This window comes from Psychromonas arctica (assembly GCF_036697365.1).
Lineage (GTDB): Bacteria > Pseudomonadota > Gammaproteobacteria > Enterobacterales > Psychromonadaceae > Psychromonas > Psychromonas arctica_A.
In genome coordinates, this window is the sequence record NZ_JBAHZA010000010.1 from 123343 (window position 1) to 138257 (window position 14915).

Here is a 14915-nt window from a genome sequence, read left to right on the forward strand (position 1 = left end):
CTACTTAGTTTATGCGCCAATATCACCCTATAGAGAGATGCTTTTTAGTTTTACGTGTCGCAACTGCAGTTGCAGGGTTATCTGGCCAATAATGCTTCGGGTAACGCCCTTTCATCTCTTTTTGCACTTCCGAATATGCGCCAGCCCAAAATGAATGTAAATTTTGGGTTAATTGTAATGGCTTCATCGCAGGTGAAAGTAACGCCAGTTGTACTTGAATACGTCCATCTAGAATAGTTGGAGTTTGTGCTTGTCCGTATAGCTCTTGCATTTTAACTGATAACAAAGGTAATTGATTATCGCGATATTGTAATTTGATTGCAGAGCCTGTGGGTACAGTAATAGTAACAGGGAAGTCTTTTTCAAATCGCTGTTGTTGCTGCCATGTTAAACGAGACAATAAAGCACTTTTAAGGTCAATTTTCTTAAATTGATCGGGATGCTGCACATCGATGCAAAAAGGCGCCAGCCATTGATCAACAGAATCGATTAATACTTGTTCATCAAACTCAGAAAACTCTGCTAATTGAAGTTGATTATATTGTTGTGATGCGTAATTTAATCGCGTTAATAATGCTTTATTGGTCTCACTCCAATACAGCATTGATAATCCAGCTTGACGTAAACCATTCAATAACGCTTGTAGTTTCTGCTGCTTAGTCACTTTAGCCAGAGGCGTTTTGTTGAGAGTTATTTTCCCTAACATTAGACGACGCTCAGCAATCAACTTATTTTCTTTTAATGACCAGCAAAGATAGTCTTCATGATCTAGATAATGAGTAAGGTGCGTTTTAATATCCACTAAATTTAACGTGACTGCTTTGAAAATAATACTATTCGCTCGTTGTTCAGATAAAGCAAGATCAGTTACCACTAACATCTCTTCACCCATTAATGACGAGTGTGAGGATAAATGAGCTCCAGCACCATTACTAAGTAAATAGTCTTGCTGTTGATTTTGGCCTCGACATAAAGCAATTCGATCAGGAAAGGCAATAGCTAATAACAACCCACAATAAGCGCGTGGCAGTTGCGCAGGTGCTTTAGTCGCACACTTTTTCAGTAAGATGCGATACTGCTGATTCACTGAGTAAGATAGTTTATCCAATGCGCTGTTAATATCATCGCTGCTTTTTTCATTACTCTCTATTAACGCGGCTAATAAACAGGCTAACGCAACTATTCCCGATTTATTTAACGAAGCTTCTAATTCCTTAGCGGCAATTAACATTGCGCCTAAACGCGGGCTTAAACCAAACTCAATGATTTGATCTCCTAACTTAGTACAACGACCTCTTTCATCAATTGCATTGAGTTTTTGTAGTAATTGTAAAGCCACTTGTACATTACGCGTATTGGGTTGGGTTAAAAAAGGCAGTTGTTCAGGATCAGTGACTCCCCAAGCACTCACTTCTAACATTAAGTCAGTCAATTCACTTTGTATAATAGGCACTTCATTTTGTGCTTTTAAACGCGTCTCTTTAGACCATAACCGATAACAGGTTCCCGCACTCAATCGTCCTGCGCGCCCTGCTCGCTGTATTGCACTGGCTTCACTGATCATCTGATCTTTTAATTTTCCGATACCGGTATGGGATTGAAATTGAAAGCTTCTCTCTCGCCCCGAATCAACAACGACTGCGATACCATCAATAGTTAAACTTGTTTCTGCAATGTTAGTTGATACAACTATTTTACGTTTACCTTGCGGTGGAGATTTAATAGCCAGTTGTTGCTCATCTAAACTAAGTCGGCCATATAATGGTGCCAATAGTACAGGGTGATCATGCTGATCAATCCATATTTTTAACGCTTGGCAACATTGTAAAATCTCTTTCACGCCAGCGACAAACACCAAAATATTACCATTTTGCTGCTGAAAGGCCTCTTTCACTAACGCGACTAATGCGCTTTGTTGCTCAGCTTTGGTACTTAATTTTCCGCTATGATAGATATAATCGATGGGGAAAGCGCGACCTTCGCAGCTAACATAACCGGCATTAGGTAAATGTTGTTGTAATGCTTGATTATCTAATGTCGCCGACATTATTGACAGATTCAAATTATCCCGTAAATTTTCCTGTACATCCAAACAAAACGCTAACCCTAAGTCGGCATGTAAATTACGTTCATGAAACTCATCAAAAATAACCAGATCCACCCCAGTCAGTTCAGGATCTTTTTGTAACAAACGAATTAGAATGCCTTCTGTGACTATTTCTAGTTGCGTTTCAGCACTAACTTTGGATTCGCCTCGCAAACGGTAACCTACTCTCTGCCCTACCTTTTCTTTCAGTTGATCTGCTAAATAATATGCGATGTTACGAGCCGCTAAACGCCTCGGTTCTAACATAATAATTTTACCGCTAAAAACAGCATTGTTTAACAAAGCCAGTGGTAAGAAGGTCGATTTACCAGCACCGGGAGGTGCTTGCAAAATCACTTGAGAATGCTCACTAAGTTGGCGCTGCAACTCAGCGAATACTGTTTGAATAGGTAACATAGATAACAACCCTTAACCACAAAAACCGATACTAAAAATAAATAATAAAAACAGGGTTATTTAACGCATTGTGAGCAAAATGCAAAAATAAGACCACAACTTCACAATATGTAACTCTTTATTTGACTTTATTAAATATGCTTGCTATAGATACCGCCGAAAAAAAACTGATGCCACTATCTTAGCAAAGTTTGTTCAACCAATTGTTTATATTTATCACCGTTTTAATGCGTTTAAAGATGATTTAAGTTGCATCACTGGAAGGAAAGTTTATGCCTGCTAATACAAGCAAGAAAACACTCGGTATTTTAGCTATTGCTGGAGTGGAGCCATACCAAGAGAAACCTGGCGAAGAGTATATGGGTAAAGAGCAACGCGCACACTTTACTAATATTCTAACAGCTTGGACAACACAACTACGTGAAGAAGTAGACCGCACTGTAGATCATATGAAAGATGAAGCATCTAACTTCCCTGATCCTGTTGACCGTGCAACACAAGAAGAAGAGTTCAGCCTAGAGCTTCGTGCTCGTGACCGCGAACGTCGCCTGATTAAGAAAATATCAAAAACATTGAAAAAAATAGAAGAAGATGATTTTGGTTTCTGTGAATCTTGTGGTGTAGAAATTGGTATTCGTCGTTTAGAAGCACGCCCTACTGCTGATTTATGTATCGATTGTAAGACACTTGCTGAAATTAAAGAAAAACAAAGCATTGGTTAATTTACATAGTTAACTAAGCTTAAAACGGTTAGCGATTGCTAGCCGTTTTTGTTTATAGAGTACAAAAGATTGGATTTACAGATTTCTACACCTTATATTGGACGCTTTGCGCCTTCTCCCTCCGGACCTTTGCACTTTGGCTCTTTAGTGGCGGCTGTTGGCAGCTACTTACAAGCTAAATCTCAACATGGAATGTGGCAGGTACGTATCGAAGATATTGACCCTCCCCGCGAAGTAGATGGTGCCAGTGAAGATATTTTAAAAACCTTACTTGCTTATGGTTTACAGTGGGATGGCCCTGTCATTTATCAAAGCCAGCAAAGCGCTAATTACGAAACAGTCTTAACCTCATTGATTAACCAAAATTTATGTTACGCTTGTTGCTGTACACGGAAGATGATTAAGCAACAAGGCGGCTTATATTTAGGAACATGTCGCGACCTTAATAATCCTCTCATTGATAATGCCCTGCGCATTAATTTACTGTCAATTTCTCACAAACCAACATACTTTGAAGATCAATTGCAAGGAAACATAAATGTTGCGCCATCAGAAGTTGAGGATGACTTTATTATTAAACGTAAAGATGGTTTATATGCGTATAACTTAGCTGTCGTTGTAGACGATATTGAACAAGGCATAACAGAAATTGTTCGAGGGTCTGATTTAATCAGTACGACGGGCAAACAGTTGTGTTTGTATCAACTATTAGGCGCGAATCAACCTAACTATGTACATTTACCAGTTGCTGTTTCTTCACCCGGACTAAAACTATCCAAGCAGAATCATGCAACAGCTGTTGATACATTAAACCCCACACCAATATTAAAAAAAGTATTAGCTTTTTTAGGGCACCCAGTGCCAAAAGACATACCGCAACAGAGCTGTCCCGAGATTTTATTTTGGGCAATACAACACTGGTCACTTGATAAAGTGCCTAAACAACGAGAAATTCAAATATAAATTTAACGCTCCGATTATTTATTACCTATTTAATGCCACAAGAAAATGGATAAATATTAACAAGATAACGTAGTTTTTATACGCAGCGTAGGTTATTTAATAAACACTGTAGTGGTGAACTATAAATTTAATTTGTTTTTAAGCAACAGCGCACATAAAATAAGCGCACAATTTTTCAGACTAATTCCATCTTAATAGATGCAGAGGATAGAGCTATTAAACGCTTAAGCAAACTGGTAAAAAAAGTATTTCAAAAAAAGAAAGCAACAGACCAAACTAAATCATTAGCACAATATCGCATTCCACGTGAACAACATTCTATTTCACGTTCAGATATTGATGAGAATGCACTAAAGGTACTTTATCGTTTACATAATGCAGGCTATCGAGCTCTGTTAGTAGGCGGCGGCGTGCGCGATCTACTTTTAGGGTTAAAACCAAAAGATTTTGATATCACTACTGATGCGACGCCAGAGCAAGTAAAAGCACTGTTTAGAAATTGTCGTTTAATCGGTCGTCGCTTTCGTTTAGCACATATTCTTTTCGGTCGTGAAATTATCGAAGTTGCTACTTTCCGTGGTCATCATGACGAAACTGAGCAAGACAAACAAAAAGTAAAACAGTCACAACAAGGCATGTTATTGCGTGACAATGTTTATGGTTCGTTAGAAGAAGATGCAGAGCGCCGTGACTTTACAGTTAATGCTTTGTATTACGATATTGCAGACTTTTCACTTTATGATTTCTGTGGCGGCATGGATGATTTAGCACAGCGCCGTTTAACTTTAATTGGTGAGCCAGAAGTTCGCTATCGTGAAGATCCTGTTCGAATGTTGCGTGCTATTCGTTTTGCCGCAAAATTAGATTTATCAATCAGCGATGAATGCGCAGAGCCAATCCGTCGTTTAGCATCGTTATTGCAAGATATTCCTGCTGCACGTCACTTTGATGAAGTAATTAAACTTTTATTATCTGGACAAGGTTTAGCAACTTACCGCCTATTAAAAGAATACAAGCTGCTGCCTGTATTATTTCCTATCCTGTTCAAGGGTGGAGAAGATGATAAAGCCACTAAAATGATTGAGCAGGCATTAACCGATACAGACAAACGTATTGCTGAAGGTAAACGTGTTACACCTGCCTATATATACGCTGTAATGCTTTGGTACCCTCTTGAGCAACGAGCACAAGAAATGAGCTTTGAAAGCGGTATTGAGCTACACGATGCCTTCATGTTAGCAATGAATGAAGTATTAACGATTCAAGTGAAAACTATTGCAATACCTAAACGTTTTACCGCTGCCATTCGTGATATTTGGGTTTTACAGCATCGTTTACCACGTTTCGGTGGAAAACGTGCACAACGTGTTTATGCTCATGAAAAATTCCGTGCTGCCTTTGACTTTCTTTCATTGAGAGCACGTGTTGAACAAAGCAGAGAGCTTGCTGAATTAACAGCTTGGTGGGAAGAGTACCAACTTCATAATAAGCTGCCTGAACATAACAACGCGCGTAGCCATACTAATAAAGCTAAAGAATACAAACCAAATGCTGACAGACCAGCTAAAAAGCGTCGTTATAACAAGCCTAAGCGTAAGCCTGCTGTGAGTAAGAACAATGATTAGTTACATCGCAATTGGTAGCAATCAAGCAGATCCAATTCAACAAGCTAAACAAGCAATCAGCGCACTCAATAATCTAGCAGAGACAAGCCTAATCAGTTGCTCATCTCTGTATTGTAGCGCACCAATGGGCCCACAAGATCAACCCGATTATATTAATGCAGTTGCTAAGATAGATACTCATTTATCGCCACTCGCTTTATTAGATGCTTTGCAAGAAATTGAGCAATCACAAGGAAGAGAGCGAAAAGAGGAACGTTGGGGGCCAAGAACCTTAGACTTAGATATTCTGCTATATGCAGACCAGGTTATTGATGACCAGCGTTTAACAATTCCACACTATGGTATGCAGGATAGAGAATTTGTACTTTATCCTTTGTTTGAAATAGCACCTAAGTTGATCTTACCCAATGGCACTTCTTTGATCGAGATGCTAAAAGATTGTGATAAAAATGGTCTGACCGCTATTACTGGTTGAATTAATTGATTACCCCAGTAAAATCATCCCCCCAATCAAACACTGCTAGTTAGGAGTAATAATGGCTAAAGTAAGCGTTTCTCGTTTAGCTAAAATGAAGCAAGAGCAAGAAAAAATTACCTGTATTACCGCATATGATGCTAGTTTTGCAGCAATTTTTGATCAAGCTGGTATCCAAGTTTTATTAGTGGGTGACTCTTTAGGAATGGTATTACAAGGGCATGATTCTACCCTGCCTGTTACCGTTGAACATATTGCTTACCACACTGCTGCAGTGGCGAGTACTGCTGAAAAGTCATTAATCATCGCAGACTTACCTTTCATGTCTTATGCAACGCCAGAACAAGCCTACAGCAATGCAGCAACGTTAATGCGTGCCGGTGCTAACATGGTGAAATTAGAAGGTGGTGATTGGTTAAATGAATCTGTAATTGGCTTAGTACAACGTGGTATTCCTGTTTGTGGGCACTTAGGACTAACGCCTCAGTCAGTCAATGTTTTTGGTGGATATAAAGTACAGGGCCGTGCAGAAGAGCATGCGAATAAATTGGTTGAAGATGCATTAGCTCTTCAAGAAGCGGGTATTCAATTGCTGGTTTTAGAGTGTGTACCAGTAGCATTAGCTGAGCGTGTAACTAAAGCCTTACATATTCCAGTTATCGGTATTGGCGCTGGAACAGAAACCGATGGACAAATATTAGTGATGCATGATGCCTTTGGTATTTCAGCAGGTTTCTGCCCTAAATTCTCTAAAAACTTTTTAGTAGAAACAGGCGATATCCGTCGTGCAGTTGAGCTTTATAAAGAACAAGTAGAAAGTAAAATATTCCCAGGTGCAGAGCATAGCTTCTATTAACACTGCACCCTACTTAATGTCGTAACGTACTATTAAGAGTTAACCATGCAAGTAATCCAAGATCCTAAGCTATTGCGTATGGCAATACGTGATATCAAACAGCAGGGACAGCAAGTTAGTTTTATTCCTACTATGGGCAACCTTCACCAAGGTCATTTAACCCTAGTTAAAGAAGGTCAACAACATGCGGATGTTTCTGTCGTCAGTATTTTTGTTAATCCATTACAATTTAATAACGCCAATGATTTAGCAAACTACCCTAAAACACTTGAAGAAGATTGTGCAAAACTACAACAGGCTGGAGTGGATATTGTTTTCACACCGTCTGCTGAAGTGATCTATCCAAATGGTTTGAATGCACAAACCTTCGTTGAAGTACCAGGTGTATCAGATTGTTTAGAAGGTGAATTACGCCCAGGCCACTTCCGCGGTGTAAGTACCATAGTCGCTAAGCTATTTAACCTAGTGCAACCTGATGTTGCGTGCTTTGGTGAAAAAGACTTCCAGCAATTGTGTGTGATTAAACAAATGGTCACTGACTTAGCAATGCCAATTAACATCATTTCTGTAGCGACAGTCCGTGAACCATCAGGTCTGGCAATGAGTTCACGTAATGGCAAATTATCGGCAGATGAAAAGTTAATTGCGCCTAAAATTGCGGAAGTAATGAATCAATTGGGACAACAGTTACCGCATAATTGGGGGAGCTATAAACAACTAATCAAAGATGCCGGTCAAACGCTAGATCAGTCTGGTTTTAAAACCGACAAAATTCATGTTGTTGATCCAGTAACATTAGCGCCTTTAACAGCTGATAGTAAACAAGCAGTTGTATTGATGGCCGCGTTCTTAGGTGAAACACGTTTAATTGACAATCTAGTTGTTGATTTGCACCCTTAAAGTTTTTACTTTATAGTCGCCGTACTGAGAAAAACAGACTCATTTCAAATTTTAAAATTAAAGGTTTTGTATGAAAAAGACACTGCTAACAGGCAAGTTGCACCAAGCTCGTATTACTCACGCTGAATTAAATTATGAAGGGTCATGTGCAATCGATCAGGACCTTCTTGAGCAAGCCGGTATTTTAGAATACGAACAGATCGAAATTTATAATATCGAAAACGGTGCTCGCTTCTCTACATATGCAATCGTAGGTGAACGTGGTTCAAAAATCATCTCAGTTAACGGTGCTGCTGCACGTCAAGCTTGCGTTGGTGACCGTGTGATCATCTGTACTTATGCTGCGTTAGATGCTGAAGAGATTGCAAGCCACAAACCAAGCCTAGTTTACTTAGATAAAGACAATAACATTGTGCGTACAAGTAAAGACGTACCTATTCAAGTTGCTTAATCTGACGCAATAAGTCATTGAGTATAGAGGCCGTTAGCATTAATTGTTAACGGCCTTTTTTATTCCCCCATGAAAAATGCATCTACCTATCTACTTTCCTTTTTATCGGATCAGCGCTGAGAATGTGCTAACGTTAATAACAGGTATATCATTTAAGCAGAGGGATGAGCATGAAAATAGTAATCGCACCTGATTCATATAAAGAAAGTTTAACTGCTAAACAAGTTTGTATCGCTATTGAAACCGGCTTTAAAAGAGTCTTTCCAGATGCACGATACGTGTTAGTACCCGTCGCAGATGGTGGTGAAGGCACTGTTCAATCGTTAGTCGATGCGACCCAAGGACAAGTTAATAACCTACAAGTTACCGGCCCTATCGGTAAAGCAGTCGATGCCTTTTATGGTTTATTAGGTGATGATTCTAATACCGCCGTTATTGAAATGGCAGCCGCCAGTGGGTTACATCACGTCCCCGAGCACGCAAGAGACCCGAAAGTGACCTCAAGTTTTGGTACTGGCGAGTTAATTAAAGCAGCGTTAGATGATGGTGCAAAAAAAATCATCATTGGTTTAGGTGGCAGCGCCACTAACGATGGTGGCATGGGTATGATGAGTGCTTTAGGGGTGCGATTTTTAGATCAAAACAACCAACAGATCACCGCAAACGGCGCTGGATTACAAGATATTGTAAAAATAGATATCGATGACATGGACCCTCGCCTGCAAGCCTGCGAAGTATTAGTTGCCTGTGATGTTGACAACCCTTTATGTGGCGAGCGTGGCGCAACTCATGTCTTTGGCCCGCAAAAAGGCGCAACGGAACAAGATATCGAACTATTAGATAAGGCCCTGCTTCATTATGGTCAATGTATCAAACAGCAATTGTCTATTGATGTATTAGACACTGCCGGTTCAGGCGCTGCTGGCGGTATGGGAGCTGCCTTAATGGCTTTTGCTAAGGCAAGTTTAAAGCCGGGGATAGAACTCGTACTAGAAGCGGTTAAATTAAGCGAAGATATGCAACAAACGGATTTAGTGATCACAGGTGAAGGCCGCATTGACCATCAAACAGTTTTTGGTAAAACGCCAATGGGAGTAGCTAAAGTCGCCAAACAATTTTCTATTCCAGTGATCGGTATTGCTGGTAGTTTAGGTAAAGATCATCAAGCTGTTTATGAATGTGGGATAGACGCTGTTTTTGCTGCTGTACCTGGTGCTATGACATTACAACAAGCTTTTGCTGACGCTAAAGTTAACGTCGAGAATGTCGCAGAGAATATTGCACAATTATGGTCACTAAAAAATTAATAATAGCGATTGTATTAAATATGTTTTCTAGACTTTGAATAGGAAAAAACTAAACCCAAGGCATAAGGGGATATTTACTTTATGAGAATTGTGATGAAGAAGCCGCTATATATTGTAATTTAAATAAGTGAAGGTGCTATGTAACTAGTTTTACGTAGCACGTATAAAACAATTATTTTGAAGCTTTTTTAATTACTGAAGTATATAAAGATTTAAAGTATTGGCGGCGCTCATTTAATAAAATAAAACATAATGCAAAGTAGATACTTGGCTCTATCAGCCCAGACTTCACCGACCAATAATAATGTACAGCGCCTAATATTAACGCTACATATACCCAGCGATGTAGCGTGAACCAAGCTTTCTTCATCTTACGTCTAATAGCATTGATAGAGGTAATACTTAACAATAATAGAATCGTTCCAGCTGCCATACCTAAGGTTAGATAGGGACGTTTGATAGTTTCATCTATCAGTAAACCTACCTGCCAGTTTAACTCCAACCAAAGAAATGCAGTAAAATGCAAACAAATCCAAGCGAAACTATATAAACCCAGTAATCGCTTTAACCTTAATATTAGAGGTTGCTTAAAACGTTTAGCAATAGGTGTGATTGCGAGTGTAATCAACAAATAATTCAAACCAGTTTTACCTAGAAAATGAATCATCTCTTTAACCGGATCTGCTCCTAAGCGATTACTATCAATCAAGATGTAAAAATACAATAAAGTCGATAATGAAGCTAAGTGAATTATCGCTTTCAGTAAAGTAATCGCCAATGGTGGAATCTTAAGCATCTCTATACTCAGTAACGATTAAAAGTAACGAGACAAGTTAATGCCTTTGTACAAATCAGCCACTTCTTCTTCGTACCCATTAAACATTAAAGTTGGCTTTCTTGATTGCTGGAAAACATTGCCTTCGCCAATAAAGCGCTCAGTAGCTTGACTCCAACGAGGATGATCTACATTAGGGTTAACGTTAGCAAAGAAGCCATATTCATCAGGACCAATTGCTTGCCATGTATTAACAGGTGCTTTATCAGTAACAGTAATTTTAACCACTGACTTAATACTTTTAAAACCATACTTCCAAGGCACTACTAAGCGTATTGGAGCACCATTCTGTGGAGCTAAAGTTTTACCATATAGGCCAACCGACATCAGTACTAATGGATTCATCGCTTCAGCTATAGTTAACCCTTCTACATAAGGAAAGTTAATACTGCTACCGACAAATCGAGATTTTTGACCACGCATCTGTTCTGGATCATAAACGGTTTCAAAGCGAACAAATTTAGCATTAGACTTAACACCAGCTTGCTTTAATAAACTTGCTAAAGTAAAGCCTAACCAAGGAATATTCATAGACCAAGCTTCGACACAACGCATACGATATAATCGTTCTTCTATATCAAACTTCTTTAAGAGATCTTCATAGTTTAAAGTAATAGGATTATCTACTAACCCGTCAATAGTTAACGACCAAGGATCAACTTTAAATTGTTGTCCATATTCAGCAGGGTCGCCCTTACCTGTCCCAAATTCATAGAAATTGTTATATTCGAGAACTTTGCTTTCTGGGGTTAAACTAGTCAATGATTGGAAATTAGTATTTTTTGTAAAGCTTAGAGGTGTTCTTTGAAAGGTACTACTTTCACTTGATTCACTACTGTTACTGGTAAAGATATCAAAAACACCAGCACTTGCAGTTTTAGCAAAAGGTAAAGATAGGGCGGCAAGCCCAACGCCTTTCATGATATTTCGGCGCTGTTTATAAACTGATTCGCTAGTTATTTGCGATTCTTTTAATTGTGATTTTTTAGTGTGTTTAATAAGCATATCTTTTCCTCACTTAATTGAATCAAGATAGACCTATAAAACACACATAATATTTCATTTAATTATAAGTATCTTATAGATCACATAATAACCTAAGGGATTGTTGTCCACTTGCCCAGTATTTTCTTTCAAAAGGCGTAATGGCTTGGTCTGCACTGTATATGTCAATATGACTTTCAACATTCGCTAATGCTAGCGCTCTTTGAAACTCCTCAACATAGGTAAACCAATTACTTCTCAAATCCAGTTTACCGCCCAACTTAATAATAGAAGGAAAAACAGCACTACCATGCCAACGTCGTTGTAAATGTTTTGCCTTTGGCCATGGATTTGGATAAAGCAGGTAATGGTGTGACAATGTCCATTCAGCTTCTACTGCTAAACGCCAAAAATCGTTTAGGTTAACTTGTAATAAACGATAATTATCCAAAGTTTGGATCACTTGTTCATTATCATTTGGGTGTTTTGATAGTCGGTCAGCAGATTTGTCCATGCCTAATACAATCGCTTCAGGATGTGCTTTAGCAATATGAAAGGTACTTTCACCAACCCCACAACAAGAGTCAAAGATAATTGGTTTACCTTGTTGCTCTATCCACTTTTCAACTTCTTTAAATGCTTCTAATGTATGCGTTTGATAAGGTTTTTTAAAATCATGTTGTAAATGTTTTAATACTACCTCATCAAGCTTTTCATTTAATCCTTCTTGATTCGAACTAATAATTCTTGAATCTCCGATACTATCGATCATGTACGAATACCTATGCCTTTTTGTAGCAGAATATAAAGAAGTGAATAAGTCACTACAATGAAACTAAAGATCACAACAAATGACCAGACTATAGGGACATCAGATATACCTAAGAAGCCGTAACGAAAAGCGTTAATCATATAAAAAACAGGGTTAAAATGAGAAACTCCCTGCCAAAAGTCAGGTAATAAGGATATTGAATAGAACACCCCACCTAAGTAAGTTAAAGGCGTTAAAACAAAAGTTGGGATAATACTAATATCGTCAAATGTTTTAGCAAATACCGCATTTAGTAAGCCACCTAAAGAAAATAAAATCGAGGTACACAAAACACTCGCAATCAGCACAAAGATATTATGTATGTGCAAATCAACAAAAAATAACGATACAAGGGTAACAATAAAACCAACCATTAAGCCTCGTGCAACCCCGCCTCCCATGTAACCTAAAATAATTAGATAATTAGGAACAGGAGCGACTAATAACTCTTCGATATTATGTTGTAATTTAGCGCTAAAAAATGATGACGCGACATTAGAGTAAGAGTTAGTTATCACCGACATCATGATCAAACCAGGCACAATGAATGCCATATAACTAAAGCCATTCATCTCACCAATACGTGAACCTATTAAATTACCAAAAATAATAAAATACAAAGACATAGTAATTGCAGGCGGTACTAAAGTTTGTACCCAAATACGTAAAAAACGATTTGTTTCCTTTCTCCAAATACTTTGGACCGCGGTTAGGTATTGTTTATTTAGCATCGATAACTCCATTCTTAACTAACTCTAAGAATAACTCTTCTAAACGGTTAGATTTATTTCTTAAACTATTAACAGCAATGTCATGCTCAGTTAACAAAGCAAACACTTGATTTAGTGATTGTGATTTTGGTAGTTCTAACTCTAAAGTACTGTCATCAATAGCTATTAAATTAAACTCATTGCTTTTCGGTAATTGACTAAAGCCATTGACGTCTAAAATAAAGGTTTCATTATCTAACCGACTTAAGAGCTCTTTCATACTAGTGTTAATGACTAGTTCACCTTGATTAATAATGCCTATATTACGGCATAAATTTTCAGCTTCCTCTAAATAGTGAGTGGTTAAAATAATTGTCACACCTTGCTGATTCAATTCAGTGAGGAATGTCCACATTGAGCGCCGTAATTCAATGTCTACACCTGCTGTTGGTTCATCTAAAATTAATAATCTAGGCTGATGCATCAATGCTCTAGCTATCATCAAACGACGTTTCATACCACCAGATAACTCACGAGCGGGTTCGTTACGCTTTTCCCATAAGTCCAGTTGCTTTAAATATTTCTCAGCTCTCACAAAAGCTTCTTTGCGAGGAGTTCCATAGTAACCAGCTTGATTAACTAATATTTGTAGAGGTGGTTCAAATTGATTAAAGTTAAACTCTTGTGGTACTAAACCGATTTGGCTCTTTGCTAACTCCAATTCAGTATCGATGTCATAACCAAAAATATGTACTTTACCAGAGCTCTTATTAACTAAAGAAGAGATAATACCAATAGTAGAAGACTTACCTGCCCCATTTGGGCCTAGTAAAGCATAGAAATCACCTTCTTTAACTTCTAAAGAAACTCCCTTTAAAGCTGTAACACCGCCTTTGTAGGTTTTGGTGATATTGTGAAGTTCAATTGCATTCATAACAATAAAGCCTTAATCATTATTCACTCAGGTAATGAAATATAAAAACATTACTCGAATAAACACAGTAAAAAATAAAGCAAGAATTATAACATAAACTTACCCCCTTCTAAGAGATTCTTAAGCTCAAACGAATAAACAACTACTGACAATAAAATAACAAGGACAATGATACGTATTGGGTAAAGTGAAAGGATCAGTTTTACAGATTAGTATAAATATAGTTAGGCTCAGATACTCTTAAATTCCAGGCATAAAAAAACCCTGTCGACGTAAGTCAACAGGGTTCGTTTAATGAGGCGCTTGGCGATGGAAAGTCGTCGCGGAGGCCCGAAGCTCGTGAAACATCGCTGTCGCGATACTCGCCCTACTTTCACGTAGCTCATCATAAATCAACAGAATTAAAAAAACCCAGTAAGAAAAGACCTACTGGGTTTGTTTAATGAGGCGCTTGGCGATGACCTACTTTCACATGGGGAGACCCCACACTATCATCGGCGCAGCTGCGTTTCACTTCTGAGTTCGGCATGGGATCAGGTGGTACCACAGCGCTATGGCCGCCAAGCATAAATTGTAATTAGGAAAGTGACATTCTAATGTTCTTTTTCGTTGTTCTATTCAATCAGAAATATGTAAATACGCTATCACAAGCGTTTATATTTTAACGTCTTCTTTGACAATCTTGGTAAACACCAACACTACTTAGGTGTTGTATGGTTAAGCCTCACGGGTAATTAGTACAAGTTAGCTCAATACGTTACCGCACTTACACACCTTGCCTATCAACGTTGTAGTCTCCAACGGCCCTTTAGGGAACTTAAAGTTCCAGTGAGAACTCA

The 14915-nt window shown here is 38.4% G+C and carries 14 protein-coding genes and 2 rRNA genes; 8 read left to right on the forward strand and 8 right to left on the reverse strand.

Annotated features, from left to right (window positions below):
- Nucleotides 1–22: 22 nt before the first annotated feature.
- Nucleotides 23–2503: an ATP-dependent helicase HrpB gene (hrpB, locus tag V5290_RS12435; protein WP_333386162.1), complete on the reverse strand. Its 2481-nt coding sequence runs from the start codon at nt 2501–2503 to the stop codon at nt 23–25.
- Between the two features lie 272 nt (nt 2504–2775).
- On the opposite strand from hrpB, the gene dksA reads away from it, so the two are divergent.
- The 8 genes from dksA (at nt 2776) to V5290_RS12475 (ending at nt 9802) form a co-directional block, all read left to right on the forward strand.
- Nucleotides 2776–3225: an RNA polymerase-binding protein DksA gene (dksA, locus tag V5290_RS12440; RefSeq protein WP_113819424.1), complete on the forward strand. Its 450-nt coding sequence runs from the start codon at nt 2776–2778 to the stop codon at nt 3223–3225.
- 69 nt (nt 3226–3294) lie between these two features.
- Entirely contained in the window at nt 3295–4188 is an 894-nt protein-coding gene (gluQRS, locus tag V5290_RS12445) for a tRNA glutamyl-Q(34) synthetase GluQRS (protein WP_333386166.1), read from the forward strand.
- A gap of 233 nt (nt 4189–4421) precedes the next feature.
- Nucleotides 4422–5813, forward strand: coding sequence for a polynucleotide adenylyltransferase PcnB (gene pcnB / locus V5290_RS12450; RefSeq protein WP_416351615.1), 1392 nt, complete (start codon nt 4422–4424; stop codon nt 5811–5813).
- Nucleotides 5806–6288: a 2-amino-4-hydroxy-6-hydroxymethyldihydropteridine diphosphokinase gene (folK, locus tag V5290_RS12455; RefSeq protein ID WP_333386169.1), complete on the forward strand. Its 483-nt coding sequence runs from the start codon at nt 5806–5808 to the stop codon at nt 6286–6288. Before pcnB ends, folK begins: the two co-directional genes overlap by 8 nt.
- A 61-nt stretch (nt 6289–6349) precedes the next feature.
- On the forward strand, nt 6350–7144 hold the full coding sequence (gene panB, locus V5290_RS12460; RefSeq protein ID WP_333386172.1) for a 3-methyl-2-oxobutanoate hydroxymethyltransferase: 795 nt from the start codon (nt 6350–6352) through the stop codon (nt 7142–7144).
- 45 nt (nt 7145–7189) lie between these two features.
- The gene (gene panC / locus V5290_RS12465; RefSeq protein WP_333386175.1) at nt 7190–8044 is read left to right on the forward strand and encodes a pantoate--beta-alanine ligase; all 855 of its coding nucleotides are present in this window, start codon (nt 7190–7192) and stop codon (nt 8042–8044) included.
- Between the two features lie 70 nt (nt 8045–8114).
- Nucleotides 8115–8495, forward strand: a complete 381-nt coding sequence (panD, locus tag V5290_RS12470) for an aspartate 1-decarboxylase (RefSeq protein ID WP_333386177.1) — start codon at nt 8115–8117, stop codon at nt 8493–8495.
- Between the two features lie 170 nt (nt 8496–8665).
- Nucleotides 8666–9802, forward strand: coding sequence for a glycerate kinase (locus V5290_RS12475; RefSeq protein WP_333386180.1), 1137 nt, complete (start codon nt 8666–8668; stop codon nt 9800–9802).
- Nucleotides 9803–9974: 172 nt separating this feature from the next.
- Here V5290_RS12475 and V5290_RS12480 read toward each other — a convergent pair whose 3' ends face one another.
- The 7 genes from V5290_RS12480 to V5290_RS12510 all read right to left on the reverse strand — a co-directional run.
- On the reverse strand, nt 9975–10598 hold the full coding sequence (locus V5290_RS12480) for a protein-methionine-sulfoxide reductase heme-binding subunit MsrQ (protein ID WP_333386183.1): 624 nt from the start codon (nt 10596–10598) through the stop codon (nt 9975–9977).
- Nucleotides 10599–10616: 18 nt separating this feature from the next.
- A complete protein-coding gene (msrP, locus tag V5290_RS12485) occupies nt 10617–11642 on the reverse strand; it encodes a protein-methionine-sulfoxide reductase catalytic subunit MsrP (protein WP_333386186.1) in 1026 nt (341 codons plus the stop codon).
- A gap of 73 nt (nt 11643–11715) precedes the next feature.
- A complete protein-coding gene (gene trmB / locus V5290_RS12490) occupies nt 11716–12393 on the reverse strand; it encodes an SAM-dependent methyltransferase (protein ID WP_333386189.1) in 678 nt (225 codons plus the stop codon).
- Nucleotides 12390–13163: an ABC transporter permease gene (locus V5290_RS12495; RefSeq protein WP_333386192.1), complete on the reverse strand. Its 774-nt coding sequence runs from the start codon at nt 13161–13163 to the stop codon at nt 12390–12392. The genes trmB and V5290_RS12495 overlap by 4 nt, the downstream gene beginning before the upstream one ends.
- Entirely contained in the window at nt 13153–14076 is a 924-nt protein-coding gene (locus tag V5290_RS12500) for an ABC transporter ATP-binding protein (protein WP_333386195.1), read from the reverse strand. The genes V5290_RS12495 and V5290_RS12500 overlap by 11 nt, the downstream gene beginning before the upstream one ends.
- 449 nt (nt 14077–14525) lie before the next feature.
- A 5S ribosomal RNA gene (gene rrf, locus V5290_RS12505) occupies nt 14526–14641 on the reverse strand.
- A 148-nt stretch (nt 14642–14789) separates the two neighbouring features.
- Nucleotides 14790–14915: ribosomal RNA gene (locus V5290_RS12510) — 23S ribosomal RNA — on the reverse strand; the annotation flags it as partial.

Bases quoted from the DNA above. Each gene is read 5' to 3' on its own strand.
- hrpB (WP_333386162.1), bottom strand. From the start codon at position 2,503: ATGTTACCTATTCAAACAGTATTCGCTGAGTTGCAGCGCCAACTTAGT.
- dksA (WP_113819424.1), top strand. From the start codon at position 2,776: ATGCCTGCTAATACAAGCAAGAAAACACTCGGTATTTTAGCTATTGCT.
- folK (WP_333386169.1), top strand. From the start codon at position 5,806: ATGATTAGTTACATCGCAATTGGTAGCAATCAAGCAGATCCAATTCAA.
- panB (WP_333386172.1), top strand. From the start codon at position 6,350: ATGGCTAAAGTAAGCGTTTCTCGTTTAGCTAAAATGAAGCAAGAGCAA.
- panC (WP_333386175.1), top strand. From the start codon at position 7,190: ATGCAAGTAATCCAAGATCCTAAGCTATTGCGTATGGCAATACGTGAT.
- panD (WP_333386177.1), top strand. From the start codon at position 8,115: ATGAAAAAGACACTGCTAACAGGCAAGTTGCACCAAGCTCGTATTACT.
- V5290_RS12475 (WP_333386180.1), top strand. From the start codon at position 8,666: ATGAAAATAGTAATCGCACCTGATTCATATAAAGAAAGTTTAACTGCT.
- V5290_RS12480 (WP_333386183.1), bottom strand. From the start codon at position 10,598: ATGCTTAAGATTCCACCATTGGCGATTACTTTACTGAAAGCGATAATT.
- msrP (WP_333386186.1), bottom strand. From the start codon at position 11,642: ATGCTTATTAAACACACTAAAAAATCACAATTAAAAGAATCGCAAATA.
- trmB (WP_333386189.1), bottom strand. From the start codon at position 12,393: ATGATCGATAGTATCGGAGATTCAAGAATTATTAGTTCGAATCAAGAA.
- V5290_RS12495 (WP_333386192.1), bottom strand. From the start codon at position 13,163: ATGCTAAATAAACAATACCTAACCGCGGTCCAAAGTATTTGGAGAAAG.
- V5290_RS12500 (WP_333386195.1), bottom strand. From the start codon at position 14,076: ATGAATGCAATTGAACTTCACAATATCACCAAAACCTACAAAGGCGGT.